The organism is Isoptericola haloaureus (genome assembly GCF_036689775.1).
GTDB classification, from domain to species: Bacteria; Actinomycetota; Actinomycetes; order Actinomycetales; family Cellulomonadaceae; genus Isoptericola; species Isoptericola haloaureus.
This window is the reverse complement of the sequence record NZ_JBAGLP010000120.1, coordinates 240281-264907: the sequence shown is the minus strand read 5'-3', so window position 1 is coordinate 264907 and position 24627 is coordinate 240281. Positions and strand designations below refer to the sequence as shown.

The 24627-nt window shown below is 75.5% G+C and carries 28 protein-coding genes; 20 read left to right on the top strand and 8 right to left on the bottom strand.

Translation table 11 applies throughout. The features are described from left to right. Nucleotides 1–60: 60 nt before the first annotated feature. Nucleotides 61–1212, bottom strand: coding sequence for an acyl-CoA dehydrogenase family protein (locus tag V5O49_RS16580; RefSeq protein WP_332903187.1), 1152 nt, complete (start codon nucleotides 1210–1212; stop codon nucleotides 61–63). Nucleotides 1213–1343: 131 nt separating this feature from the next. Between V5O49_RS16580 and V5O49_RS16575 the strand changes: the two genes are divergently transcribed. Together V5O49_RS16575 and V5O49_RS16570 are read left to right on the top strand one after the other, a co-directional pair. Continuing rightward, nucleotides 1344–2924 (top strand): AMP-binding protein, encoded by a 1581-nt coding sequence (locus tag V5O49_RS16575; protein WP_332903186.1) that lies wholly within the window; start codon nucleotides 1344–1346, stop codon nucleotides 2922–2924. Between the two features lie 46 nt (nucleotides 2925–2970). Then, entirely contained in the window at nucleotides 2971–4107 is a 1137-nt protein-coding gene (locus V5O49_RS16570; protein WP_332903185.1) for a D-alanine--D-alanine ligase family protein, read from the top strand. A gap of 19 nt (nucleotides 4108–4126) precedes the next feature. On the opposite strand, the gene V5O49_RS16565 is transcribed toward V5O49_RS16570, so the two are convergent. After that, nucleotides 4127–4594 (bottom strand): DUF3515 domain-containing protein, encoded by a 468-nt coding sequence (locus V5O49_RS16565; RefSeq protein WP_278234910.1) that lies wholly within the window; start codon nucleotides 4592–4594, stop codon nucleotides 4127–4129. Between the two features lie 52 nt (nucleotides 4595–4646). Here V5O49_RS16565 and V5O49_RS16560 point away from each other — a divergent pair, with 52 nt between their 5' ends. Further along, entirely contained in the window at nucleotides 4647–5681 is a 1035-nt protein-coding gene (locus tag V5O49_RS16560) for a thiamine-phosphate kinase (protein WP_332903184.1), read from the top strand. Nucleotides 5682–5792: 111 nt separating this feature from the next. On the opposite strand, the gene V5O49_RS16555 is transcribed toward V5O49_RS16560, so the two are convergent. Both V5O49_RS16555 and rpmB read right to left on the bottom strand, forming a co-directional pair. Next, nucleotides 5793–6320, bottom strand: a complete 528-nt coding sequence (locus V5O49_RS16555; RefSeq protein WP_332903183.1) for a GNAT family N-acetyltransferase — start codon at nucleotides 6318–6320, stop codon at nucleotides 5793–5795. Between the two features lie 155 nt (nucleotides 6321–6475). Beyond that, a complete protein-coding gene (gene rpmB / locus V5O49_RS16550) occupies nucleotides 6476–6667 on the bottom strand; it encodes a 50S ribosomal protein L28 (RefSeq protein WP_171247217.1) in 192 nt (63 codons plus the stop codon). A gap of 182 nt (nucleotides 6668–6849) precedes the next feature. On the opposite strand from rpmB, the gene V5O49_RS16545 reads away from it, so the two are divergent. The 12 genes from V5O49_RS16545 to V5O49_RS16490 all read left to right on the top strand — a co-directional run bounded on the left by V5O49_RS16545 (nucleotide 6850) and on the right by V5O49_RS16490 (nucleotide 16747). After that, nucleotides 6850–8571: a DAK2 domain-containing protein gene (locus tag V5O49_RS16545; protein WP_332903182.1), complete on the top strand. Its 1722-nt coding sequence runs from the start codon at nucleotides 6850–6852 to the stop codon at nucleotides 8569–8571. Then, a complete protein-coding gene (locus V5O49_RS16540) occupies nucleotides 8568–10838 on the top strand; it encodes an ATP-dependent DNA helicase RecG (RefSeq protein ID WP_332903181.1) in 2271 nt (756 codons plus the stop codon). The genes V5O49_RS16545 and V5O49_RS16540 overlap by 4 nt, the downstream gene beginning before the upstream one ends. A gap of 50 nt (nucleotides 10839–10888) precedes the next feature. Next, nucleotides 10889–11488 carry a 16S rRNA (guanine(966)-N(2))-methyltransferase RsmD gene (gene rsmD / locus V5O49_RS16535; protein WP_278234905.1) on the top strand — a complete coding sequence of 200 codons (600 nt, stop codon included), beginning with the start codon at nucleotides 10889–10891 and terminating at the stop codon, nucleotides 11486–11488. A 23-nt stretch (nucleotides 11489–11511) separates the two neighbouring features. Further along, complete coding sequence (coaD, locus tag V5O49_RS16530) at nucleotides 11512–12003, top strand: pantetheine-phosphate adenylyltransferase (protein WP_332903180.1); 492 nt, start codon at nucleotides 11512–11514, stop codon at nucleotides 12001–12003. Nucleotides 12004–12013: 10 nt separating this feature from the next. After that, nucleotides 12014–12577 carry an SPFH domain-containing protein gene (locus V5O49_RS16525; RefSeq protein ID WP_332903179.1) on the top strand — a complete coding sequence of 188 codons (564 nt, stop codon included), beginning with the start codon at nucleotides 12014–12016 and terminating at the stop codon, nucleotides 12575–12577. Between the two features lie 177 nt (nucleotides 12578–12754). Then, nucleotides 12755–13306 carry a YceD family protein gene (locus V5O49_RS16520; protein ID WP_278234902.1) on the top strand — a complete coding sequence of 184 codons (552 nt, stop codon included), beginning with the start codon at nucleotides 12755–12757 and terminating at the stop codon, nucleotides 13304–13306. Nucleotides 13307–13308: 2 nt separating this feature from the next. Next, nucleotides 13309–13503, top strand: a complete 195-nt coding sequence (gene rpmF / locus V5O49_RS16515) for a 50S ribosomal protein L32 (protein WP_278234901.1) — start codon at nucleotides 13309–13311, stop codon at nucleotides 13501–13503. Nucleotide 13504: 1 nt separating this feature from the next. Beyond that, complete coding sequence (rnc, locus tag V5O49_RS16510) at nucleotides 13505–14260, top strand: ribonuclease III (protein WP_332903178.1); 756 nt, start codon at nucleotides 13505–13507, stop codon at nucleotides 14258–14260. Then, entirely contained in the window at nucleotides 14253–15185 is a 933-nt protein-coding gene (mutM, locus tag V5O49_RS16505) for a bifunctional DNA-formamidopyrimidine glycosylase/DNA-(apurinic or apyrimidinic site) lyase (protein ID WP_332903177.1), read from the top strand. Before rnc ends, mutM begins: the two co-directional genes overlap by 8 nt. Nucleotides 15186–15250: 65 nt before the next feature. After that, nucleotides 15251–15652, top strand: coding sequence for a DUF488 domain-containing protein (locus V5O49_RS16500; RefSeq protein WP_332903176.1), 402 nt, complete (start codon nucleotides 15251–15253; stop codon nucleotides 15650–15652). After that, the gene (locus tag V5O49_RS16495; RefSeq protein ID WP_332903175.1) at nucleotides 15643–16398 is read left to right on the top strand and encodes a dienelactone hydrolase family protein; all 756 of its coding nucleotides are present in this window, start codon (nucleotides 15643–15645) and stop codon (nucleotides 16396–16398) included. The genes V5O49_RS16500 and V5O49_RS16495 overlap by 10 nt, the downstream gene beginning before the upstream one ends. A gap of 43 nt (nucleotides 16399–16441) precedes the next feature. Beyond that, entirely contained in the window at nucleotides 16442–16747 is a 306-nt protein-coding gene (locus V5O49_RS16490; RefSeq protein WP_332903174.1) for a hypothetical protein, read from the top strand. 21 nt (nucleotides 16748–16768) lie between these two features. On the opposite strand, the gene V5O49_RS16485 is transcribed toward V5O49_RS16490, so the two are convergent. Next, on the bottom strand, nucleotides 16769–17713 hold the full coding sequence (locus tag V5O49_RS16485) for an NAD(P)-dependent oxidoreductase (protein ID WP_332903173.1): 945 nt from the start codon (nucleotides 17711–17713) through the stop codon (nucleotides 16769–16771). Between the two features lie 53 nt (nucleotides 17714–17766). Here V5O49_RS16485 and V5O49_RS16480 point away from each other — a divergent pair, with 53 nt between their 5' ends. Beyond that, nucleotides 17767–19377 (top strand): phytoene desaturase family protein, encoded by a 1611-nt coding sequence (locus tag V5O49_RS16480; RefSeq protein ID WP_405001200.1) that lies wholly within the window; start codon nucleotides 17767–17769, stop codon nucleotides 19375–19377. A gap of 68 nt (nucleotides 19378–19445) precedes the next feature. Next, nucleotides 19446–19841, top strand: a complete 396-nt coding sequence (locus tag V5O49_RS16475; protein WP_332903171.1) for a hypothetical protein — start codon at nucleotides 19446–19448, stop codon at nucleotides 19839–19841. Nucleotide 19842: 1 nt separating this feature from the next. Here V5O49_RS16475 and V5O49_RS16470 read toward each other — a convergent pair whose 3' ends face one another. The 3 genes from V5O49_RS16470 to V5O49_RS16460 are packed head-to-tail and all read right to left on the bottom strand — an operon-like array spanning nucleotide 19843 to nucleotide 21739. After that, nucleotides 19843–20814, bottom strand: coding sequence for a M56 family metallopeptidase (locus V5O49_RS16470; protein ID WP_332903170.1), 972 nt, complete (start codon nucleotides 20812–20814; stop codon nucleotides 19843–19845). Beyond that, nucleotides 20811–21203, bottom strand: coding sequence for a BlaI/MecI/CopY family transcriptional regulator (locus V5O49_RS16465; protein WP_332903169.1), 393 nt, complete (start codon nucleotides 21201–21203; stop codon nucleotides 20811–20813). Before V5O49_RS16465 ends, V5O49_RS16470 begins: the two co-directional genes overlap by 4 nt. Next, a complete protein-coding gene (locus V5O49_RS16460) occupies nucleotides 21200–21739 on the bottom strand; it encodes a hypothetical protein (protein WP_332903168.1) in 540 nt (179 codons plus the stop codon). The genes V5O49_RS16465 and V5O49_RS16460 overlap by 4 nt, the downstream gene beginning before the upstream one ends. A 77-nt stretch (nucleotides 21740–21816) precedes the next feature. On the opposite strand from V5O49_RS16460, the gene V5O49_RS16455 reads away from it, so the two are divergent. From V5O49_RS16455 to V5O49_RS16445, 3 genes are read left to right on the top strand one after another with little or no spacing between them, the layout of a single operon-like run. Next, nucleotides 21817–22587, top strand: a complete 771-nt coding sequence (locus V5O49_RS16455; RefSeq protein ID WP_332903167.1) for a DsbA family protein — start codon at nucleotides 21817–21819, stop codon at nucleotides 22585–22587. Nucleotide 22588: 1 nt separating this feature from the next. Next, on the top strand, nucleotides 22589–23449 hold the full coding sequence (locus V5O49_RS16450; protein ID WP_332903166.1) for a cytochrome c biogenesis CcdA family protein: 861 nt from the start codon (nucleotides 22589–22591) through the stop codon (nucleotides 23447–23449). Next, on the top strand, nucleotides 23446–24627 hold the full coding sequence (locus V5O49_RS16445) for a hypothetical protein (RefSeq protein WP_332903165.1): 1182 nt from the start codon (nucleotides 23446–23448) through the stop codon (nucleotides 24625–24627). The genes V5O49_RS16450 and V5O49_RS16445 overlap by 4 nt, the downstream gene beginning before the upstream one ends.

Genomic DNA, 24627 nt, shown 5'->3' with positions numbered 1-24627 from the left:
CGGCTCGGTCCCCGGGGTCTTCTGGTCGGACTGTGCCTGCGCTCGCGAGCTCGCTCCGGCTCAGTCCTCCAGCGGGCCGAGGAGGGACTGCGCCACCTGGGAGTGGGCCGACTCGTCGTCGCTGGGATGGAAGATGCCGGCCAGCACGTCCCGGTACAGGCGTCCCAGCTCGGACCGGCTGAAGTAGCTCGAACCGCCCGAGCAGCGGATCGCCTCGTCGACCACCTGCCGCGCGGTCTCGGTGGCGCGCACCTTGAGGCCCGACGTCGCGCGGAACCATCCGGCCCCGCGGTCCTCCCGGGCGTCGATGCCGCCCGCGATCTGGTCGATCTGCGGCCAGATGCCGTCCTGGGCGAGGGCCGCCGTGGCGATGCGCCACCGGATGTCCGGGTCCTGGGAGTACGCCTTGCCCGTCTTCATCGAGGTGCGCCGCCCCACCGCGGCGACCGCGAGCTCGAGCGCCCGGTCCGCGATCCCCGCGTACACCGACGCCAGCAGGATCTCGAAGCTGGTGAAGATCCCCAGCACGTACGGGTCCAGGCTCGGGCCCGGTGCGATCCGGCGCATGACGCGGTCGGCGGGCGCGGGGGCGCCGTCGAGCACGGTGGTGCAGGACTGGGAGGCCCGCATCCCGACCGTGTCCCAGTCGTCGAGGATCTGGAAGCCGCCGGCGTCGCGCGCGACGAACGCGTGGACGATGCGCGGGTCCTCGGGGTCGGTGGTCGAGTCCAGGCCCATCACCCCCAGACGGGTCCAGCCGGGGGAGTTGGAGGTGAAGATCTTGCGGCCGTGGAAGGTGTAGCCGCCCGCGCCGTCCGGCCGGGCCTCCGTGCGCGAGCCGAGCAGCACCAGGTCGTTGCCCGCCTCGGAGTACCCGAACCCGAAGACCTCGCCCGCGGCCGCCTCGGCCAGCAGCCAGTCCAGCGAGTCGTCGTCGCGCTCGTGCAGGAAGCGCGCGACGCCGGTCCACACGTGGTGCATGTTCACGGCCAGCGCCGTGGCGGGTGCGGCACCGGCGAGCGCCGCCTGCTCGTGGCAGAGCTCGCGCAACGTCAGGCCGGCGCCGCCCATCGACGTCGGGACGAGCGCCGCGAGGTAGCCGGCCGCGCGCAGGTCCGCCAGGTCGTCGGCGAAGAACGAGTTCTCGCGGTCGTGGATCGCGGCCCGGCCGCGGATCGTGGCCAGCAGGTCGTCGGAGAGCAGCGTCGTCATGCCCTGATTCAAACATCACCGGCCCCGGCGTCGGTCGGGCCGCGTCCTCACCACGCCGACGGGTCCGTCCGCGTGGTTAGGGTGGGAGCCGGCGCGGTCGACGAGGACCGCACGGAACGAAGGAGCTCACGGTGGTCGTCTCGAGCCCGCACCCGGACGTCGACATCCCCGACGTGACCCTGTACGACTTCCTCTTCGCCTCGCTCGAGGACCAGGACCTGGACCGTGTCGCGGTCGTCGACGGCCCGAGCGGCGCCACGACGACCTTCGGGGAGCTGTGTGCGCAGGTCGACGCGATCGCGGGGGCCGCGGCCGCCCGGGGGCTCGGCGTCGGCGACGTCGTCGCCCTGCACAGCCCGAACGTGCCGGCCTTCGTCAGCGTCTTCCACGGGCTGCTGCGCGCCGGCGTCACCGTCACCACCGTCAACGCCCTGGCCTCCGGGGCCGAGGTGGGCAAGCAGCTCGTCGCCTCCGGTGCCACGGCGTTGTTCACGGTCTCGGCCCTGCTGCCGCAGGCTGCCGAGGGGGCCGAGCAGGCCGGTCTCGACCGGGACGCCGTCGTCGTGCTGGACGGGGCCGAGGGCTACGCCAGCCTGCGGGACCTGCTGGCGGCCGGGGCGCCCGCACCCGAGGTGACCATCGACCCGTCGACCCACCTGGCGGTGCTGCCCTACTCGTCCGGCACCACCGGGCTGCCCAAGGGCGTGATGCTCACGCACCGCAACCTGGTGGCGAACGTGCTGCAGACGCGGCCCTACCTGCCGCTGGGGCGCGAGGACGTGGTGCCGGCCGTGCTGCCGTTCTTCCACATCTACGGCATGACCGTCCTGATGAACTTCGCCGTCCTCGAGCGCGCGACGCTCGTCACCCTGCCCCGCTTCGACCTGCCGGAGTACCTGGGCGTCATCGGTGCGCACCGGGCCACGGTGCTGTTCGTCGCCCCGCCCATCGCGCTCGCGGTCGCCAAGCACCCCCTCGCCGCCGAGGCGGACCTGTCCAGCGTCCGTCTCATGATGTCCGGGGCCGCGCCGTTCGACGCCCGGCTCGCCGCGGCGGTGCGGCAGCGGCTGCCGCAGGCGCGGGTCGTCCAGGGGTACGGCATGAGCGAGATGTCCCCGGTCTCCCACGTCGTCCCCGTCGACCGGGACGACATCGACCCCGGGTCCATCGGGCTGCTCGCGGCGAACATGCTGGCCAAGATCGTCGACCCGGCCACCGGCGAGGAGATCGAGCCGCCCGCCGAGGGGACCAGCGCCCCCGGCGAGCTGCTCTGCGCCGGTCCGAACGTCATGGTCGGCTACCTCGGCGACGAGGCCGCGACGCGGGACACCTTCGACGCCGACGGCTTCCTGCACACCGGCGACATCGCCACCGTGGACGCCGACGGCGTCTTCCACATCGTCGACCGGCTCAAGGAGCTCATCAAGTACAAGGGCTACCAGGTGCCGCCCGCGGAGCTCGAGGCGCTGCTGCTCGGGCACCCGCAGATCACCGACGCCGCGGTCGTCGGGGTGCCGGACGAGGACGGCGAGGAGATCCCCAAGGCGTTCGTCGTGGCCGCCGAGGGCGCCGAGCTCACGGCCGAGGAGGTCATGGAGCACGTGGCGGCCAAGGTCGCCCCGTACAAGAAGGTCCGTGCCGTGCAGTTCACGCGGACGATCCCCAAGTCCGCGGCGGGCAAGATCCTGCGCAAGGAGCTGCGGGCCGGCTGACGGCGCGCGTGCCGCAGCGGGGGACGGGTCCGGTAGGGTCGCCTCGATGCTCGACACCCAGTCCTCCGCCCCCGCGCGCAAGCCGCGCGTCGCCCTCCTGTTCGGGGGGCGTTCCGGCGAGCACGCGATCTCCGCCGCCACCGCCGCCGGGGTGCTCGGCGCCATCGACCGCGACGTCTACGACGTCGTCCCGATCGGCATCACCCGCGCCGGCCGCTGGGTGGTCGCCGAGGACGACGCCGAGCGCTGGCAGATCACCGCCGGCCGGCTCCCCGAGGTCACCTCCGACGAGGGTGCCGAGGTCGTGCTCTCGCTGACGGCGGGGGAGCGGACGCTGCGCACCCTGGAGCCCGGCCAGGTGCCGGACGTCCTGGGTCAGGTCGACGTCGTCTTCCCGCTGCTGCACGGTCCCTTCGGCGAGGACGGCACCGTCCAGGGCCTGCTCGAGCTGGCCGACGTGCGCTACGTCGGGGCCGGCGTGCTGGCCTCCGCCGTCGGTATGGACAAGCACTTCATGAAGCTGGTGCTCGCCGGCCACGACATCCCCGTGGGTCCGTTCGAGGTCGTCCGGCCGCGGGACTGGGAGGCCGACCCCGAGGCGTGCGTCGCGCGGGTCGAGGCTCTGGGCCTGCCGGTGTTCGTCAAGCCCGCCCGCGCCGGGTCCTCGCTCGGCATCACCCGCGTCGACGACCTGGCCGACCTGCCGGCCGCCGTCGAGGAGGCCCGCGAGCACGACCCCAAGGTGATCGTGGAGGCCGCGATCGACGGTCGCGAGATCGAGTGCGCCGTCCTCGGCGGTCGCGGGGGCGAGCGTCCCCGGGCGTCGCTGCCCGGCGAGATCGTCGTCGACGGCACGCACGCGTTCTACGACTTCGAGGCCAAGTACCTCGACGAGGCGCACGTGGAGCTGGCCTGCCCGGCCGACCTGCCCGAGCCGGTCGTCAAGGAGATCCGCGAGCTCGCGGTGCGCACCTTCGAGGCGGTGGAGGCCGAGGGGCTGTCCCGCGTCGACGTGTTCGTCACGCCCGACCACCAGGTGATCGTCAACGAGATCAACACGATGCCCGGGTTCACGCCGTTCTCGATGTACCCCCGCATGTGGGAGGCCACCGGGATGAGCTACCCCGAGCTCGTCGACGAGCTGATCCGGCTCGCCCTCGAGCGGCCCACCGGCCTGCGCTGAGTCCCGGCGCCCCGTCAGGTCAGGTGCACTGCCGCGTCTGCGGGACCTGACCGATCGCTCCCGTCAGGTCCGCGATGAACGACGTGGAGTGGTCCGTGGTGACCGCCGGCGGCACCGTGACCTCGATCGCCGGGCTGCGTCCGTAGGTCGTGAACCGCCACGTGCCGGTGTCGTTGCTCTCGACGATCCAGTCCACCGACCCGTTCGCGGTCTCGATCCGCTGGCAGTCGGGCGACGGGCCGGGCTGCTCGACGCCGCACCGCAGCGTCACCGCCGCGCCTGGCTCGCCCCACGCCGCCGTCGCCTGGGCGTTGACCTTCGCGCGCTCGAGGTCGCCCGCGACGACGTCCGGCAGGGCCAGCATGACGGGCGCGCAGTCGGGGTCGTCGGCGTCCGGGGCAGCCTCCACACCGATGGTCGGCGTGCAGGCGGCGAGCAGCGCGAGGCACGGCAGGGACAGCAGCACGGCGAGACGACGGACCAGCACGTGCCTACGGTAACCGGCCCGGCGGCGCCGTCCGGACGGTTAGGGTGCGGTCGTGACCGACCCCACCCTGCGCGTGCGCGACCTCGACGAGACCGAGCTGCTGGCGCGGATCTTCCCGCTGCTGCCCACCGGTGAGGGCGTCGACGTCGGACCGGGCGACGACGCCGCCGTGGTGCGCGCCGACGACGGCCGCTTCGTCGTGACCACCGACGTGCTCGTCGAGGGGCGCCATTTCCGGCGCGCGTGGTCGAGCGGGTACGACGTCGGCCACCGGGCGGCGGTGCAGAACCTCGCCGACGTCGCGGCCATGGGCGCCCGTCCCACGTCGATGGTGGTCTCCCTGGTGATGCCCGCCGACCTGCCGGTGGCGTGGGTGACGGACTTCGCCCGGGGGCTGGCCGACGCGTCCGGGCCGGCGACCGTCGTCGGCGGCGACCTGTCGGGCGGCGACGCGGTGGTCGTGTCGGTGACCGTCCACGGCGACCTCGACGGTCGTGCCCCCGTGCTGCGGTCGGGGGCCCGGCCGGGTGACGTCGTCGCGCACGCGGGCACGCTGGGTGCCTCGGCGGCCGGCTTCGACCTGCTCTCCAGCGGGGCGGGGAGCCCTGCGGACGGCGCACCGGGCGTCTCGAACCCCCGCAGCCCCTACGTGACGGCGTTCCTGCGCCCCGAGACTCCGCTCGCGGCGGGACCCGCGGCGGCCCGCGCGGGAGCGACGGCGATGCTCGACGTCTCGGACGGGCTGCTGCGCGACGCCGGTCGGCTCGCCCGCGCCAGCGGCGTCGACGTCGACCTCGCCGAGGGGGTGCTGATGCGGGACGTGACCGCGCTGGTGCCGGCCGCCGTCGACGTGGCGGTCGCGACCGACGACGCCGACGGCGCCCACCGGGCGCGCACCTGGGTGCTGTCCGGAGGAGAGGACCACGGGCTGCTCGCGACGTTCCCGCCCGAGGTGGCCGAGAAGGGGTTGCCGGCGGGCTTCCGCCCGATCGGCGACGTCCGGGACGCCGGGGAGGCCGGGCCGCGGGTGCTGCTCGACGGCGAGCCGCCGCACGAGGCGACCGGCTGGGACCACTTCCGGCCCTGATCCTGCCCGACCCCAGCGTCGAGCCCCGCGCCACCCACCGTTGTGGGCATGAAATCTGCAGTCTCGGAACGTTCCGAGACTGCAGATTTCATGCCCACAACACTGGCGGGGTCAGCGCTCGGGCTCGCGGACGAAGCGCAGCTCGGTGACGGGGACGTCGGCGATGTCCTCCATGCGCTCGATCCCGTCGGGCTGGAACCCGTGGCGGCGGTAGAAGTGGTGGGCCCGCTCGTTCTCGGAGAGCACCCAGAGCGTGATCCGGGCGCGCGGCCCGACGTCGCCGAGCATCGTGCGCATGAGGTCGCGGGCGACGCCGCGTCCCCAGGCCTCGGGGTCGAGGTAGATGGCGTAGAGCTCGAGGCAGTCGTCCTCGGCGTCCTCGTCGCGGGACGGTCCGTAGCTGGCGAAGCCGAGGGTGCGTCCGTCGGCCTCGGCGACGATCGTGCTGCTGCGGCCCTGGTGGAGGATCTTCTCCCACTCGGCGGTGCGCTCACCGACGTCGAGCGACTCGAGGTAGTCCGCCGGCAGGACGTGCGCGTAGGCGCTGCGCCAGGAGGTCAGGTGCACCCGAGCGATCGCACCGGCGTCGGACGTGCTCGCCGATCGGATCACCACGTCGTTGTCGGTCTCCACCATCATGGGCTCAGCCTGCCACGGTCCGACCGGGGCGCCAAGAGGTATTGGTGAACAGTTCACGAACTCTTTGCACTCGGGAGGGTCGTCAGGAGACGACGCAACGCCCGCCGGGTCGGACCCGACGGGCGTCGTCGATCATGTCGCCGTACGGCGCAGGCTCAGGCCTGGCGCTGCACCTTGCCGGCCTTGAGGCACGAGGTGCACACGTTCACGCGCTTGGGGGTGCCCGCGACGACGGCGCGCACGCGCTGGATGTTCGGGTTCCAGCGGCGCTTGGTCCGGATGTGGGAGTGCGAAACGCTGTGCCCGAAGCCCGGGCCCTTGCCGCAGACGTCGCAGTTGGCAGCCACGGTGTCTCCTGAATCGTCGTGTCACGTCCCGCGCCAGGGCAGCAGGGCGTGAAGGTCGGTGGTCTTGGGGGTGCCCGGAGGTCCAGGCAACTACACGATGATAGCGGATCGCCGCCGCAACCCTCAATGCACCGCCGACGTGCCCTGGGTCACCGCGACGGTGGGCCGCTACGGTGGGCACCGTGGATCAGCCCGAGCTCCTGGACGCCGCCGTGGTGCGCACCTGGGCGCACACCGTCGTCGAGGCCCTCGACGTGGCGCGCTCGGAGCTCGACGGGGTCAACGTCTTCCCGGTCGCCGACGGTGACACCGGCACCAACATGTACCTCACGCTGCGCGAGGCGGCGGGCGCCGTCCACGACGCGAACGCGGACGACGGCGGCGCGAAGCTCCTGCGGGTCGCCGCCCGGGCCGCCCTGCTCGGGGCTCGCGGCAACTCGGGGATCATCCTCAGCGAGTGGCTGCGCGGGTTCGCCGTCGCCGCGAGCCGGCAGGACACGCTCGGCCTCGCGCTCGACGTGGCCGCGCGCTCCGCACGGCGCGCCGTCGCCCATCCCGTGCCCGGCACCATCCTCACGGCCGCGGACGCCGCCGCGGCGGCCGCCCGGCACGCCGAGGCCGGCGGGATGGTCGGTCCCCTCGGCGCGCCGCGACGGCTCAGCGTCATCGACGCCGCACGGCGCGGGGCGCGCGAGGCGGCCCTGCGCAGCGTCGGGTCGCTGGCACCGCTGCGCGCGGCCGGGGTCCTCGACGCCGGCGCCTGCGGCCTGGTCCTGGTGCTGGCCGCGCTGGCTGCCGCCCAGCGGGCCGCCGGGGAGCGCGGCGCGTCCCCGGTGCCCGGCAGCACGGCTCCGGTCCGGCTCGACCTGGACCTCCGTGGCCACGACCCGGACGACCACGACGCCCCGGTGGTGCCCGAGGGTGCGACCGAGCCGGAGCCCGGGAGCCTCGACGAGGTCGAGCTCATGTTCGTGCTGCACCGCTCCGCCGACGCCGAGGGCTTCGTCCCCGGCGCCGTGGCGGACGCGCTGCGGGCCGACCTGGACCAGGTCGGCAACTCCGTGGTCGTGGTCGGCGGCGCCGCGGGCGAGGCGCACGCCGACGACGTCGACTCGCTGTGGCAGGCGCACGTGCACGCCCCGGTCCTGGACGCGGCCCTCGCGGTCCCGCGGCGCTGGTCCCGGCGCGGAGCCATCTCGCACGTGCACGTCCGCCACCTCGCGGTGCCGCCCACGGACTGGGCGGTCGTGGTGACCACGTCGGCCCCGGCCCTGGCCTCCGAGCTGGCCACCGGCGGGGCGGCGGTGCTGCTCGACCTCGACACGGCTCCGACGACGGCGGACCTGGCGCAGGCGGCGCTGGCGGCCGGGACCCCGAACGTGCTGGTCCTGGCCCCGCCGGACGTGCTGGCCGACGTCGACGACGCCGTCGCCGAGCTCGTCGCCCGCGACCTCGCCCGCGGGGGACCCGGGGCACGGCCCCGGCTCGCCGCCGTGCCGGCGCCCCAGGACGTCCATCTCGTCAGCGCCGTGTCCGCCCTGGCCGGCGCCCTCGACGCCGTCGGTGCCGACCAGGGCTCCCTGGACGTCCCGGGCGTGGTGCGCTCGGCGCACCGGCGCCTGCGGGCCGACCGGGTGCCGTCGCAGAGCGCCGCGACCGCCGTGGCCCGGCTGGTCCACGACTGCGAGGACGACCCCGGCATCGTCGCCGTGCTGCCCGACGCCGACGTCGGCGCCTCCGCCCTGGAGGAGGTCGTCGCCCGCGCCGGCACCTGCGCCCCGGGTGCCGACGTCGTCGTGCTGGCCACCGGCCGGCCCGGCGACCGCATCGGGCTGGGTGTCGAGCCCGCCGAGGACGTCGTCGACCTGCCGCTGCTGACCGTGCGGGACGGAGAGGGCCGATGAGCCCGCGGCTGGCCGAGCCGCTGACCACCACGCTGGGCAAGCGCGCGGCCGGCCCGCTGGCGAAGATGGGGCTGGTCACGATCGACGACCTGCTGCGCCACTACCCGCGCCGGTACGGCGACCCGGGCACGCTGACCGACATGGACCGCCTGCAGCTCGGGGAGCACGTCACGGTCATGGCACGGGTCGCCAGCGCCACGGTGCGGCCGATGCGCAGCCGCGGCGGGGCCCTGCTGCAGGCGCGGGTGACCGACGGCCACCACGAGCTGGCCCTGACCTTCTTCGCCAAGCGTCCCGGGGCGCTGCGACCGCACGAGGACAAGCTGCGGCCCGGCCGCTCGGGTCTGTTCACCGGGGTGGTCTCCGAGTACCGCGGTACCCGCCAGCTCACCCACCCGGACTACGTCCTGGTGGGGGTCGACGCCGACGACGACGAGGCCGCCATGATGGAGGCGTCGCGACCGATCCCGATCTACCCGGCCACGGCCTCGGTGCCGACCTGGCGGATCCAGAAGGCCGTGCGCGCGGTGCTGGACCCGCTCACGGAGGACGAGGTCCCGGACCCCGTGCCCGACGAGGTCCGGGCGCGGCTCGGGCTGCCGACCCGGCTGGACGCCCTGCGCGCCGTGCACGTGCCGGACTCGGCGCAGCACTGGCAGAGCGGGCGCCGCCGGCTCCGCTTCGAGGAGGCGTTCGTGCTGCAGTCGGCGCTCGCCCAGCGCCGCGCCGCGGTCGCGGCCCAGGAGGCCACCGCGCGGCCGCCCCGCGCCGCGGCCGAGGGCGGCCTGCTCGCCGACTTCGACGCCGCGCTGCCCTTCACCCTCACCGACGGCCAGCGCGCGGTCGGGGCCGAGATCGCCGACGAGCTCGCGCGGCCCCGCCCGATGCAGCGGCTGCTGCAGGGCGAGGTCGGCTCCGGCAAGACGGTGGTCGCCCTGCGCGCCATGCTGCAGGTCATCGACGCCGGGGGACAGGCCGCGCTGCTCGCCCCGACCGAGGTGCTCGCCGCCCAGCACGCCCGCACGCTGCGCACGATGCTGGGCCCGCTGGCCGAGGGCGGGCTGCTCGGCGGCGCGGCGCACGGCACCCGCGTCGCCCTGCTCACCGGTTCGCTGCACGCCGCGGCCCGCAAGGAGGCCCTGCTGGATGCCGCGAGCGGCGAGGCCGGGATCGTCGTCGGCACGCACGCGCTGCTGGGCGACCAGGTGCAGTTCGCCGACCTGGGCCTCGTGGTGGTCGACGAGCAGCACCGGTTCGGCGTCGAGCAGCGCGACGCCCTGCGCGCCAAGGCACGCGTCGCCCCGCACCTGCTGGTCATGACCGCGACGCCGATCCCGCGCACCGTGGCGATGACGGTGTTCGGCGACCTGACGACCTCCACGCTCACCGAGATCCCCGCGGGCCGCTCCGGCATCACCTCCCACGTCGTGCCGGCGGAGAACCCCCGCTGGATGCAGCGCGTGTGGGAGAAGGTCCGCGAGGAGGTCGACGCCGGCCGGCGCGCCTACGTCGTGTGCCCGCGGATCCATCCCGACGACGACGGCGCCGCGGGCCGGGGAGGGGACACCGGCGACTTCGACGAGGTCCCGGAGTTCCTCGACCTCTCCGACGGTGCTGCCGGCGGTACCGGCGAGGCCGCCGGCGACCGTGCCTCGCTGCGGGCCGTGCTCGAGGTCGCCGAGGCGCTGCGTGCCGAGGCCCGGCTCGACGGCGTCGAGATCGGCGTGCTGCACGGGCAGATGGCCCCCGCCGACAAGGACGCCGCGATGGCGCGCTTCGCCGCGGGGGACGCGCCCGTCCTGGTGTCCACGACGGTCGTCGAGGTCGGCGTCGACGTGCCCGAGGCCACGGTGATGGTGGTGTTCGACGCGGACCGCTTCGGCATCTCCCAGCTGCACCAGCTGCGCGGGCGCGTCGGGCGCGGCGCCGATGCCGGTCTGTGCCTGCTCGTGTCGACCGCCCGGCCGGGTACCCCGGCGGCGGCGCGGGTCGAGGCGCTGGCCGCCACGACCGACGGCTTCGAGCTCGCCACCCTCGACCTGGAGCTGCGGTCCGAGGGGGACGTGCTGGGCGCCGCGCAGTCGGGCCGGGCGAGCTCGCTGCGCCTGCTGCGGGTCGTGCAGGACGCCGACCTCATCGCCTCCGCCCGCACCGAGTCGACCGGCGTCGTCGAGGCCGACCCGGACCTCGGGCGGCATCCCGCGCTGGCCGCCGCGATCGCGGCCCAGCTCGACGCCGAGCAGGAGGAGTTCCTCGAGCGTGCCTGAGCGGACCACCGGTTCCGCGGGACGGGGCTCGCCCCAGTAGGCTCGCGCCCATGACCAGGATCGTCGCCGGAACCGTCGGCGGGCGCTCGCTGACCGTGCCGCCGTCGGGGACCCGCCCCACCAGCGAACGCGTCCGGGAGGCGATGTTCTCCCGGCTCGAGCACCTCGGCGTCGTCGACGGCGCCCGCGTGCTAGACCTGTTCGCCGGGTCGGGCGCGCTCGGGCTCGAGGCCGCCAGCCGGGGCGCGGCCGAGGTCGTGCTCGTGGACGCGGCCCGGCAGGCCGCCGACGTCGCCCGCCGCAACGCCGCCGACCTCGGTCTCGGCCGCCGGGTCCGGGTGCTCGCCGAGCCCGCCGAGCGGGCCGCCGCACGCCTGGCCGCCGACGGCGCACCGTCCGGCGGCTTCGACCTCGTGCTCATCGACCCGCCGTACGACCTCGACCCCGCGGTCCTGAACCGGGTGCTGGCCGACCTGGCGGCTCCCGGCGTGCTGGCGCCGGACGCCGTCGTCGTCCTCGAGCAGGCCCGCCGCGGCGCTCCGTTCACCTGGCCCGACGCGCTCACCGAGCTGTCGGCCAAGCGGTACGGCGACACGGTCGTCCACTACGCGGAACCGCGCCAGGCCGAGGAAGATCCCCGCGAATCGTGACCGGTCGTCCTACCGTGGGCAGCGTGAGCATCGCCGTCTGTCCCGGGTCCTTCGACCCGATCACGCTCGGGCACCTCGACATCGTGCGCCGGGCGAACCGCCTGTTCGACGTCGTCGTGGTGGGCGTGGCCCGCAACGCCGCCAAGAACGCCCTGCTCACCGCCGACGAGCGGGTGGAGGTGGCACGCGCCGCCGTCGCCGCCGACCCGGACACCGCCGACGTCCGGGTCGACGTGGTGCCCGGCCTGCTGGTCGACTTCTGCCGCGAGGTCGGCGCCCTCGCGGTGGTCAAGGGGCTGCGCGGCGGCGCCGACTTCGACGGCGAGCACCCGATGGCCCTGATGAACCGCCACCTGAGCGGTGTGGAGACCGTCTTCCTGCCGGCCGAGCAGCAGCACGCCCACGTGGCGTCGTCGCTGGTCAAGGACATCGCCCGGCACGGCGGACCGATCGACGACCTCGTGCCGTCCGCGGCGGCCGAGGCGGTGCGCTCCGCCGTGGCGCACCGTGCGTGAGGAGCGCGACATGACCGACACCACCCAGAACCCCACCGCCGGGCTGCTCGAGATCCTCGACGACCTGGCCGCGCTCGTCGAGAACGCGCGCACCTCGCCGCTGTCGACGAACGTCAAGGTCGACCGCGAGCAGGCGCTCGGGCTCGTGGCCGAGCTGCGCGAGAACCTGCCCACCCAGGTCGCGCGCGCGGACGACGTCCTCGCCGACGCCGAGCGCACCCTGGCCGACGCGCACCGCCGGGCCGAGGAGATCGTCGCCACGGCGCGGGCGCGGGCGATCGAGCTCGTGCAGGACGAGCAGGTCGTCGTGCAGGCGGAGTCCCGCGCGGCGGACATCGTCGCCGAGGCGGAGCGCCGGGCTGCCGGGCTGCGCGCCGACGCCGACGAGTACTGCGACGGCCGGCTCGCCGACTTCGAGGCGGACCTGGGCCGGCTGACCTCCCAGGTGCAGGCCGGGCGGGCCAGGCTCGCCGAACGCCTGGAGGCGTCCTCCGGAGCGCCCCGGGTGCGGTGGGACGCCGTGCCGGACCCCGCGTGGCCGGCCGGCGACGAGGACGACCGCCGCAGCGCCTGACCGCCGGCCGGGGGAGCCGTCGTTGCGCACGTCACGTCGTCGGCCCGTTGGCCCGTGCGGGACGATCGCGTAGACTTGATCGTTGGTCCGTGACGGGCCGTCCCACCTGCACACCGCGCCCTTCGGAGTGCCGTCGTCTGGAGCCTCACCATCACCACCGCCAAGCGTTCGCCGCTCGTGCTCGACACGCACGAGCTCTCGCGGCGTCCCGGGACCATGCGGGAGGTCGCGACCGTCGTCGCCGCGCCCGCAGACCTGGGCACGGCGGTCATCGGTGTGCCCGAGGGCGCCGACCTGACGCTCGGGCTGCGCCTCGAGGCCGTCATGGAGGGCGTGCTGGTCTCCGGCGTCGTGCGCGGTACCGCGGTCGGGGAGTGCGTGCGGTGCCTGGACGAGGTCTCCGAGCAGGTGACCGTGCGCGTCCAGGAGCTGTTCGTCTACCCCGAGCGGGCCGAGGCGGCCGAGGACGCCGGTGACGAGGAGGCCGAGGACGAGGCCCTGCTGACCGACGACCTGGCGGACATCGAGCCCACGGTTCGGGATTCGCTGGTCACTGCATTACCATTTCAACCGCTGTGCCGGCCGGACTGCCCCGGTCTGTGCTCCGAGTGCGGAGCACGACTGGAGGACGATCCCGAGCACCACCACGACATCGTCGACCCACGATGGGCGGCGCTGCAGACCATGCTCGAGGAGTCGAGCGTGTCCGACGAGACGAAAGAGAGCTGACCGTGGCTGTTCCCAAGCGCAAGATGTCGCGCAGCAACACCCGCGCGCGCCGCTCGCAGTGGAAGACCACCGCAGCGCCGCTCGCGACGTGCCCGAAGTGCAAGGGCGACAAGCTGTCCCACACCGCGTGCCCCACCTGCGGTGCCTACAAGGACCGCCAGTACGCCGAGGCGCTGCGCACCGAGCACGCGGGCTGACATGCACCCGCGCGGCAACGGATCACGTCCGGAGCCGACCGCACTTCTCGAGAAGCTCGGGGTCCACCTGGACCCCGAGCTTCTCGTGCTTGCCCTGACCCACCGGTCGTTCGCGCACGAGGCCGGCGGCATCCCCACCAACGAGCGCCTGGAGTTCCTCGGGGACACCGTGCTCGGCCTGGTGGTCACCGAGGCGCTGTACCGGCGTCACCCGGACAAGCCCGAGGGCGAGCTCGCGAAGATGCGGGCGGCGACGGTCTCGCAGCGGTCCCTCGCGGCGGTGGCGCGTCGGCTCGAGCTCGGCAGCTACGTCCTGCTCGGCAAGGGCGAGAAGCGCACCCGCGGGTTCGACAAGGACTCGATCCTGTCGGACACGGTCGAGGCGCTGCTGGGCGCGACCTACCTCTCGCACGGCCTCGAGACGGCCCGCGACCTGGTGCACCGGCTCGTGGACGACACCATGGAGGCCGCCGCCGACCTGGGGGCCGGCCTGGACTGGAAGACGTCCCTGCAGGAGGCCGCGGCCGAGCGCGGGTTCGACGCCCCCGCCTACGAGGTCACCGGCGAGGGCCCCGAGCACGCGCGCCGCTTCTCGGCGCACGTCACGGCCGGGCCGGTCGTCGGGATCGGCGAGGGCACCGCGAAGAAGCACGCCGAGCAGGCCGCCGCGGAGCAGGCCTACCGCGCCGTCGTCGCGCTGCCCGTGCCCGGCACCGCGGGCACCACCGGCGGCGCGGAGCAGCCCGCCGGTGCCTGAGCTCCCCGAGGTCGAGACCGTCCGTGACGGCCTCGACCGGCTGGTGACCGGCGCCGTCGTGCGGGACGTCGAGGTCTTCCGCGACTACTCGGTGCGACGCCACGACGGCGGCCCGGCGGGGTTCGCCGACCAGCTCCGCGGTCGCCGGCTGGCCGGCGCCGCCCGCCGCGGCAAGTACCTGTGGCTGCCCCTGGCCGACGCCGCACCCGCCGACCCCGCGGCCGCGCTGCTGGCCCACCTGGGCATGTCCGGCCAGCTGCTGGTGCGCGACCCGGCGGTCGCGGGGGAGTGGGCGCACCCCCACCTGCGGGTCCGGCTCCACCTGCTGGACGCCCCCTCCGGCGCCCACTACCTGGACTTCGTCGACCAGCGCACCTTCGGGCACCTGTCCGTGGCCGACCTCGTCCCGACGCCGGACGGCGCACCGGGCGGGTTCGGCAGCCCCCTGGCCGCCGTGCCGGAACCCGTGGCGCACATCGGCCGCGACCTGCTCGACCCCGCGCTCGACCGGGACGTGCTGGTCGAGCGCGTGCGCCGTCGTCGGACCGGGATCAAGCGCGCGCTGCTGGACCAGACCGTCACCTCCGGGGTGGGCAACATCTACGCCGACGAGGCCCTGTGGCGGGCCCGGGTGCACTTCGCCCGCGCCACGGACACGATGACGCGACCCGTGGTGCACCGGGTGCTCGACGCCGCCACGGAGGTCATGACCGAGGCGCTGGTCCAGGGCGGCACGAGCTTCGACGCACTCTACGTCAACGTCAACGGCGAGTCCGGATACTTCTCCCGCTCGCTGGCCGTCTACGGCCGGCTCGGCGAGGCCTGCCCCCGCTGCGCGACGCCGGTGCGCCGCGACGAGTTCATGAACCGCTCGTCGTTCACATGCCCGCGCTGCCAGCCCCGTCCACGGAACGGTCGCTGGTAGCGACCTCGCCGTCGGGTCCGCGGGACCGCCGGGTGCGCGCCGTGCGACGTGCCTAGGCTCGGAGCATGACCGTGCACCTGGCACGCGTGTACACCGAGCCCGGGCCCGACGACGGTCGTCGGGTGCTGGCCGACCGGCTCTGGCCGCGCGGGGTCCGCAAGGACGACCCGCGGGTGGGCGTCTGGCTGCGGGACGTGGCGCCGTCGACCGAGCTGCGCCGCTGGTACGCCCACGACCCCGACCGGACGGCGGAGTTCGGCGAGCGGTACCGGGCCGAGCTGGAGACGCCGGGACCGGCGGCCGACGCTCTCGCGGAGCTGCGTGACCTGGCGCGGGAGGGGACGGTCACGCTGGTGACCTCGACCCGTGAGCTCGACGGCAGCCACCTGGTGGTGCTGGCCAGGCTGCTGCGGGAACCGTCCGGCGAGGAGGGACCGGCGGCCGAGGAGGGCCTGTCATGGCCGTGACGACCGTGCCGACGAGCCGCGGGCCCCTGCCGGTGTACCTGGCGGTCCCCGACGGCGAGGGTCCCTGGCCGGGGGTGGTGGTGATCCACGACGCGCTGGGCCGGACGACCGACGTGCGCCGGCAGTGCGAGTGGCTGGCCGGCCACGGGTTCGTCGCCGCCGCGCCCGACCTGCAGCACTGGGGGCCGCGCCTGCGGTGCGTCGTGTCCGCCGTGCGGTCGCTGACGCGCCGGGCGGGCCGGGAGCTCGACGAGCTGGAGGCGACCCGGGCCTGGCTCGCCGGCCGCGCCGACGGCACCGGCCGCGTCGGCGTCGTCGGCTTCTGCCTCGGGGGCGGGTTCGCCGTCCTCCTCGCCGGCAGCGGCCGGTACCAGGCGGCGAGCGTCAACTACGGCGGCGTGCCCGAGGACGCGGACGAGCTGCTCGCCGGGTCCTGCCCGGTCGTGGGCAGCTACGGCGCGCGCGACCCGAGCCTGCGCGACGACCCCGCCCGTCTCGAGCGCGCTCTGCAGGTCGCCGGCGTCCCGCACGAGGTCACCGTCTACGACGAGGCCGGGCACTCGTTCCTCAACGACCACCCGCGCGAGGAGATGCCGGTCTGGGCGGTCGTCGCGGGGCGGTTCGTCGCCACGGAGTACCGGCCCGAGGCCGCCGCCGAGGCCCGGGAGCGGATCGTGGCGTTCTTCGGCGAGCACCTCGCCGCCCCGGGGACGGCGAGGTCCTCCGGCGACGGCACCATGGCCTAGGCTCGGCACGCACCCGACCTGCCCACCTGCGAGGGAGTACCCCGTGCTCGACGGCCAGATGATCGGCTCGCTCGTCCTCGTCGCCGGGCCGACCGCGGCGTCGTTCCTCACGACCCGCTACTGGCAGGCCCGCGACCTCGGCGACCCGCGTCGGCACGCCTGGTTCGCGCTCTACCTCGCCGTCGTGCTGACGCTGCTCGGGGCGGTGCTGGCGACGTCGTCGGTGGAGGACCGGCTGCGGTCGGTCGGGATCTTCTTCGCCGTGACGATCGGCGCGACGTTCCTGCAGGAGCGCCGCGCGCGGCGGCAGCGGCGCGTGCCCGCCCCGTCGCGGACCACGGAGTCCTGACCCCGGCACCCGCACGGCGGCTCAGCGCGCGACGACGTTCTCCAGCGCGTCCGCCCCGCCCTCGCGCCAGCGCCGCACCTGGGCGGTCACGAACGCCGCCGCGCCCTGCGGCCGCCCGCCGGCGACGTGCGGCGTGAGGATCAGTCCCGGGGCGTCCCACAGCTCCGAGTCGGCCGGCAGCGGCTCGGTCTCGGTGACGTCCAGGGCGGCCCCGGCGATCGACCCCGACCGCAGCGCGGCGACCAGCGCGGTCTCGTCGACCGTGGCGCCGCGCCCGGCGTTGACGAACCGGGCGCGGGCGGGCAGGAGCGCCAGGACGTCGGCGTCGAGCGCGTGGCGGGTGGCCGCGGTGGCGGGCAGCAGGGAGACCAGCACGTCCGCCGTCGGCAGCACCTCGGCCAGCCGGTCCTGGCCGACCACGGGGTAGCCGTACCGCTGCCCGTCCGACGACGCCACCCCGGACACGCGGGCCCCGAGCGCCTCCAGCAGCGGGGCGAGGCGGGCGGCGATGGACCCGAAGCCCCAGATCACCACGTGCGCGCCGCGCAGGGTGAACGCCTGCTCGTCGCGGGCCTGCTCGCGGCCCAGGTCCCGGTCCCACTCGTGGCGGCGCTGGGCGTCCAGGGTGCGGTCGATCCGGCGCACGGACGCCAGCAGCAGCGCCAGGGTGTGCTCGGCGACGGTCGCGTCGTGCAGGCTCCGCCCCGAGGCGACGACCACCTCGGGGGCGAACCCGGTCGCGAGCGCCTGGTCGGGCCCGGCGTTGAGGGTCTGCACCCACCGCAGGCGCGTCAGGCGCCGCGCGGCGTCGTCCATGACCCGTTGCGGGCTGGCCCAGGTGACGATCGCCTCGGCGTCGAGGTGCTCGTCGGGGACCGGGTCGCGCATGACGTACGGCGCGACGTCGACCCCCTCGACGTCGAGGGTCAGGTCGAAGGGCACGTTGCTCGGCACGAGGATCTTCACGCCGGTGACGTTACCTGCCGTGCGGGCCGTCCCGCCGTGCCACGATGACCCGCATGGAACCCGCGCGTACCCCTGCCACCGCCGCCCGCTACGACGTCGTGGTCGTCGGGGGCGGCCACAACGGTCTGACGGCGGCCGCCTACCTGGCCCGGGCGGGCCGGTCGGTGCTGCTGCTGGAACGCCTCGACCACGTGGGCGGGGCGTCGGTGTCCGCCCCGGTGTTCGGCGGCGTGGACGCACGGCTCTCGCGGTACTCCTACCTGGTCTCGCTGATGCCGCGGCAGGTGGTCGACGAGCTCGGGCTCTCGCTGCGGCTCGCCCGCCGGCGGTACTCCTCCTACACGCCGGTGGGCGACCGCGGCCTGCTCGTGGACACCGGGTCCGACGACGCCACCCGCGCCGCGTTCGAGGCCGTCGGCGCCGGGAGGGACCACGCGCGCTGGCAGGAGCTGTACGCCGGGCTGGAGCGGCTCGCGGGCCGGCTCTTTCCCACGGTCACCGAGCCGCTGCTCTCGCGGGACGAGGCACGTGCCCGGGCCGGCGACGACGCGCTGTGGCACGCCGTCGTCGAGCAGCCGCTCGGCGAGATGCTGCGCGAGAGGTTCGACGCGGACCTGGTGCGCGGCGTGGTCGCCACCGACGCGCTCATCGGGACCTTCGCCGACCTGGACGAGACCTCGCTGGTCCAGAACCGCTGCTTCCTCTACCACGTCATCGGCGGCGGCACGGGGGACTGGGACGTGCCCGTCGGCGGGATGGGCGCCGTCTCCGGGGCGCTGCGCGACGCGGCGCTCGGCGCCGGGGCCACCCTCGTCACCGGCGCGGACGTCACGGCGGTCGACCCGGGGCCGCCCGCCGGCGACGCCGAGGTCACGTGGACCGACGACGACGGCGTCGCCCGCGGGGTGCGGGCCGGTGCGGTGGTGTGCGGGGCGGCCCCCGCCGTGCTGGACGCGCTGCTGGACGCCGGTGGGGCGACGCCGTCGGGCCGCGCCACGGCCACGGCGCCCGAGGGTGCCCAGCTCAAGGTCAACATGCTGCTGCGGCGGCTGCCGCGGCTGCGCGAGGACGTCGACCCCGTCGCGGCGTTCAGCGGGACGTTCCACGTCCACGAGTCCTTCGACGAGCTGCAGACCGCCCACGCCCAGGCCGCGGCGGGCCGGATCCCCGACACCCCGCCCTGCGAGATCTACTGCCACTCCCTGACCGACGACTCGATCCTCGGCCCCGACCTGCAGGCAGCGGGCGCCCAGACCCTCACCCTGTTCGGTCTGCACATGCCGGCCCGGCTGTTCTGGGACGGTTCGGACGGCGACCACGACGCCGCCCGTGACGCGGCGCTCGCGGCCACGCTGCGGTCCCTGGACTCCGTGCTCGCCGAGCCGGTCGAGGACGTGCTGTGGCGCGGTCCCGACGGCGAGCCCTGCCTCGAGGCCCGCACGCCGGTGGACCTGGAGCGCGGCGTCGGGCTGCCCGGCGGGCACATCTTCCACCGCGACCTGTCGTGGCCCTGGGCCGAGGACGACGGCCTGGACGCCCCGGGGACGTGGGGCGTGGCCACCGAGCACCCGCGGGTGCTGCTCGCCGGTGCGGGCGCACGCCGGGGCGGGGGCGTCAGCGGCATCCCGGGACGGGCGGCGGCGATGGCCCTGCTGGAGGGGTGACTTCGGCGCCCGGATCAACTATGTTGACCGGGTCCCTGGTGGTGAACATCACGAAGGTCTGATTCGTCGTGAAGAGGCGGTTCCTCGTCGTCCTGGCCGGTGTCCTGGCCGCCTGCGCCTGTCTCGCGCCCGGAGCGCTCGGGCAGTCCGAGGCCGACCGACCCCGTGGGCTCGACGACCGCGTCTCCACGGCCTGGCTCGTGCTGGCCGGTTCCGAGGATCGGGCGGAGGACGAGTCCGCCGCGGCTCCGGCCGAGCAGCACGCGGCACGGCGTACGGCGCAGTCGAGGTGGGCCGAGACGGTGACGGCGTGCCTGCGCGCGCAGGGATGGCCCGGCGCGCAGGCCGGGCCGCAGGACCCGCTCGAGGCGGGCGCGGAGACCGCCGCCCAGCACGCGGCGCTGCAGGAGGACCGGGCCGCCTGCGAGCGGGTCGCCGGTCCGCGACCCGGGACGCGGCCGTAGGTCAGGCGCACCCCGACAGCACGGCGCCCACGTACGGCACGTGCACCGCGAGCGACACCGCGGCGAGCACCCCGAGGTGGGCCCCGACGGCGACGGCGGGCCACGTCCCGGCCCGCCCCGCGCCGGGGGCGACCAGGTGGCGGATCCGGTCCGGGCCGGCCGCGTGCAGCGCCCCGGCCGCCGCGGGAACCCTCGACCGCTCCGCGGCACCGAGCGTGAGCAGGGCGCCGGCGAGCGCCGTGGTGCCGACGCGGCGCCGGGCCGCGTCGTCGGCGGCGATCTCGAGGTAGGTGGGCACGGCGTCCGCGACGGCGGCGACCACGGGGACCCAGCGCAGGTGGGTCGCCAGGGCCGCGGTGAGCGCGGCCACGAGGTGGTGGCGCTGACGCAGGTGGGCCTCCTCGTGGGCGAGCACGGCGGCGAGCCCGGCGTCGTCCAGGGAGGCCAGCGCGCCGGTGCTCACGACGACGCCGCCGTGCCGGGCGGGCAGGGCGAAGGCGGCCGGCGCGTCGTCGGGCACGACCAGCACCCGGTGGCCGGCCACGACGCGGGGGACGCCGACGGCCCGGAGCGCGGCGGCCGTACGGGCGGTCTCCCGCCGCCGGTGCCACAGCTCACGGCCCAGCACCGCGGCGAGCACGGCGGCCACCAGGGCCGGTCCTGCCAGGAGCAGCACCACGGGCACGGCGGTGTCGACGGGGGAGCCGGCGAACGGGTCGGCCGCGTCCAGGCACCGCTGGCAGACGGCGCCCGCGGCCCCGGGCAGCACGGCCGGCCCGGAGAGGGTCCAGGCGAGCATCGGTCCGACGGCGAGCAGGGCGGCCAGCCAGAGCACCACCCCGCCGGTGAGCGCCACCGCGGCCACCAGCGGAGCCCGCACGAGCGCGGGTGCGGCGCGGCGGACCAGCCACGGCCCGCCGAGCGCGGCGAGGGCGATGCCGAGACCGACCAGGACGGCAACGGCCGCGGTCACGGGGTTCCCCGGGCGGACCGGCCGCCCGGTCCGTCCAGGTAGTCGCGCAGCAGGGCGCGGTCGCTCTCGGGCATCGCCTCGACGAAGTGCAGGATCGACGCCGCGCGGTCGCCGCTGGCGGCGAGCGCGTGCTCCATCACCTCGGCGGCGTGCTCGGACCGGGTCGAGGCGGGCAGGTACCGGGCGGAGCGGCCCTCGCGCACGTGCTCGACGAAGCCCTTGCGCTCCAGGTTGCCGAGCACGGTGGCGATCGTGGTGTAGGCGGGCCGGCCGTCGAGGCGGTCGATGACGTTCCGGATCGTGCAGCCTCCGCAGGTCCACAGCACGTCCATGACCTGGGACTCCAGGGTCCCCAGGCGGGCGGGCTCGTCGGTCTCCCGTGCGGTCATCGCGCGGCTCCCTCCGGGGCGGACGTCGGTGCGGCCGCCGGCGTGGGGCACGCGACCTGTCCGCGCAGCCGCCACACGAGCGCGACGGCGGTCAGCGCGAGCGCGGCCAGGCCGAGGAACGGCTGGACCGGCGCGAACCAGGTGATCGCGCCGCTGTAGCCGAGGGCCAGCAGCGCCAGCTTGTTGCACACCGGGCAGCCGACGGCGAACCAGGCGAGGACCCCGCCGGCCATGCCCAGGCGGCTGGTCCGGGTCTCGTCGTCGGACGGTGCGGCGGACCGCACGTAGGTCGCCACGAGCATCCCGGACAGGACGGAGGTGAGGATCCACACGGGGTAGTTCCACCACACCGGCGGGATCTCGCGGGAGAAGACCGGATTGGGGATGAGCACGGTCGCCCACCCGATGAGCAGGCCGACGGCCAGAGCCGCGACGACGGCGACGACGCGCTGGCGGGGGGTCCAGGCGCGCAGGCCGAGCACGGCGAGCCCGGCGGTCTCGCGCCACGTGGTGCGGGGTGGTGTCTCGAGCGTCACGAGGTAACTATGCACCATAGTCGACTATGGTGCATAGTCGACTACCGCACGTAGTAACAATCTTTCCGGAGGAACCCGTGGCCGACCCCCGCACCCCGACCGCCTCGCGGCCGTGGGTCCTGCCCGCCGTCGTCGTCGCCGTCCTGACCCTCGTTCTGCTCGTCGCCGTGGCGTGGTCGTCCGACGGCGACGCCCCGGCCGCGCCGGGTGCCGGCCCGGGCACGACGGCGACCGCGCCGGAGGACGCCGACCCGGGCGACGCCCCGACCGACGTCCAGGGGCCTGCCGAGGTCGACACCGCCGCCGTCGAGCGCCGCGACCCGGACGACCCCCTCACGGACGGCCCGGTCGACGCGCCCGTCGTGCTCGTCGTCTTCTCCGACTACCAGTGCCCGTTCTGCGCCCAGTGGAGCCAGGAGACGCTGCCCGAGATGCGCGAGCACGCCGCGGCCGGCGACCTGCGCATCGAGTACCGGGACGTCAACGTCTTCGGCGAGGCCTCCGAGCGCGCGGCCCGCGCCTCCTATGCCGCCGCGCTGCAGGACGAGTTCTGGACCTACCACGAGGCCCTGTACCCGGAGGGGGAGACCCGCTCCGAGGACGAGCTCTCCGAGCAGGCGCTGACCGACCTCGCCGCCGAGCTGGGGCTGGACGTCGAGCAGTTCACCCGCGACCTGGGCTCGGCCGGCACCGCCGACGCCGTCGCGGCCAACGAGCAGCTCGGCCTCGACCTCGGCGCCTACTCCACGCCCGCCTTCCTGATCGGCGGCCGGCCGATCGTGGGCGCCCAGCCGACCCAGGTCTTCCGCGACGCCTTCGATACCGCTCTCGCCGCGAGCCGGGGCTGACGTGGACGTCGGTCTCCTCACCGCGTTCCTCGGGGGAGCGCTGGCGCTGCTGAGCCCCTGCGGTGCCCTGCTGCTGCCCGCGTTCTTCGCCTCCACCGTCGGCTCCGGCCCGCGGCTGTGGGCCCACGGCGGCGTCTTCTACGCCGGGCTGGTCGTCGTGCTCGTGCCGCTCGGCGTCGGCGCCGGGGCGGTCGGAGCGCTGTTCGCCACGCACCGCGAGACCGTCGTCGCCGTGGCCGCCGTGCTGCTCGTCGTGCTCGGCGTCCTGCAGCTGCTCGGCCTCGGCTTCGACCCGGCCCACGTGCTGCCCGGCGCCCGGGCGGTCCAGCGGTCCTCGGCGTCGCGCACCGGCTGGGTCAAGACGTTCCTGCTCGGCGCCGCGGGCGGGGTGGCGGGGTTCTGCGCCGGGCCCGTCCTCGGTGCCGTGCTCACCCTCGCCGCCGCGCAGGGCGACGTCGTCGGTGCCGGGCTGCTGCTCGCCGTCTACGCGGCCGGGATGGTCCTGCCGCTGCTCGCCCTCGCCGCGGCCTGGGGCCGGCTCGGCGAGCGCGGCCGGTCCGTGCTGCGCGGCCGGACGGTGCGGGTGCTCGGTCGCGAGCTGCACACCACCTCGATCGTCACCGGTCTGCTGCTGATCGCGGTCGGCGTGCTGTTCTGGTTCACCAACGGGCTGGTCGGGATGCCCGAGCTCCTGCCCGTCGGCACGCAGGCCTGGCTGCAGGGCCAGGGCGCCCTGCTGGCGCACCCCGTCCTCGACGTCGCCCTCGTGCTGGTCGTCGCCGTGGTCGTGGTCGTCGTCTGGACGCGCCGCCGGACCCGTGCCCAGCGGGCCGCCGCCCCCGAGACCGAGGAGACCTCGTGACGCCCCCGACCCGCCGTGGCGCTCTGCTCGCCGGGCCGCTGACCGCCGCCCTGGTGCTGGCCGGATGCACCGACGACCCCGCGACGCCCGACGCCGCACCGGCACCGGTCGAGCGCACCCCGGACACGGCCGTCGACGCCCCGCCCACCGTCGACACCGACGCTCTGCGCGTCCCGCTGCAGGTCGACGCCGTGCGTCTCGTCGACCCCGGCTGGGACGCCGCTCCGCAGACGGCCGACGGGATCGCCCTGGGCGTCGAGGACCGCGACGGACTCCGGCGGTTCACCGCCGTCGCGGCCGACGGCGAGGCGCTGTGGAGCGCCGAACGCCCCGCGAGCAGCACGGGCCACGCCGTCACGACGACCTCGGCCGGCCGGGCGCTCGCGGTCCTGGCCGACACCGCGGCGGAGTCCACGACCGCGACGGCCTACGACCTGCGCACCGGCGAGCCGGTCTGGGGACCGGTCGACGTCCCCGGACCGCCGTCCGGTCCGGGGCTGGTGTTCGCCGCGAGCGGGTCCGAGCCGGCGGACGCGGCCGGGCCCCGCGTCGTCCTGGACGCCGACACCGGCGAGACCGTCCCCCTGGAGGCCGACGTGCTCGTGCTGGGGGAGCACCGCGGCACCGTGCTCGTCCGGGACGGTGACGAGGTCGTCGCCCGCACCGCGGACGGCGAGGCCCGCTGGAGCCTCGACACCGCCGACCAGGGCTGGGAGGCCGGGGCCGTGACGGCGTCCCCCGAGCCGTCACCGGGCCCGGGCACCGTGCGGCTGCGCACCGGCGAGGCCTCCGAGGCGCTGGTCGACCTCGACGACGGCACGGTCCTGGCGGACGGGTTCACCGACGTCGGCGTCGACCCGACCACCGGCACCCTCGTCACCGTCGACGCCGACGGGCTGCGCGGGCTCGACGCCGCGGGCACCGAGCTGTGGACCACCTCGACCACGCAGGAGACCACGATCGAGGGCGTCAGCGGCGCGCTGGTCTACCTGCGGGTCGGCGACTCCCTGCGCGCGCACAACGTCGTCACCGGGAACGTGGCGGAGGCCTACGACCCCGAGGGCACCGGCGACCTCGTGGTGCCCGTCGCCGTGACCGACGCCAGCAGCATCGTGCTGTCGGACTACTCGGGGTACCTGCTGGCCACCACGGACACCGTCGCGCCGCCCGCCCCGTGA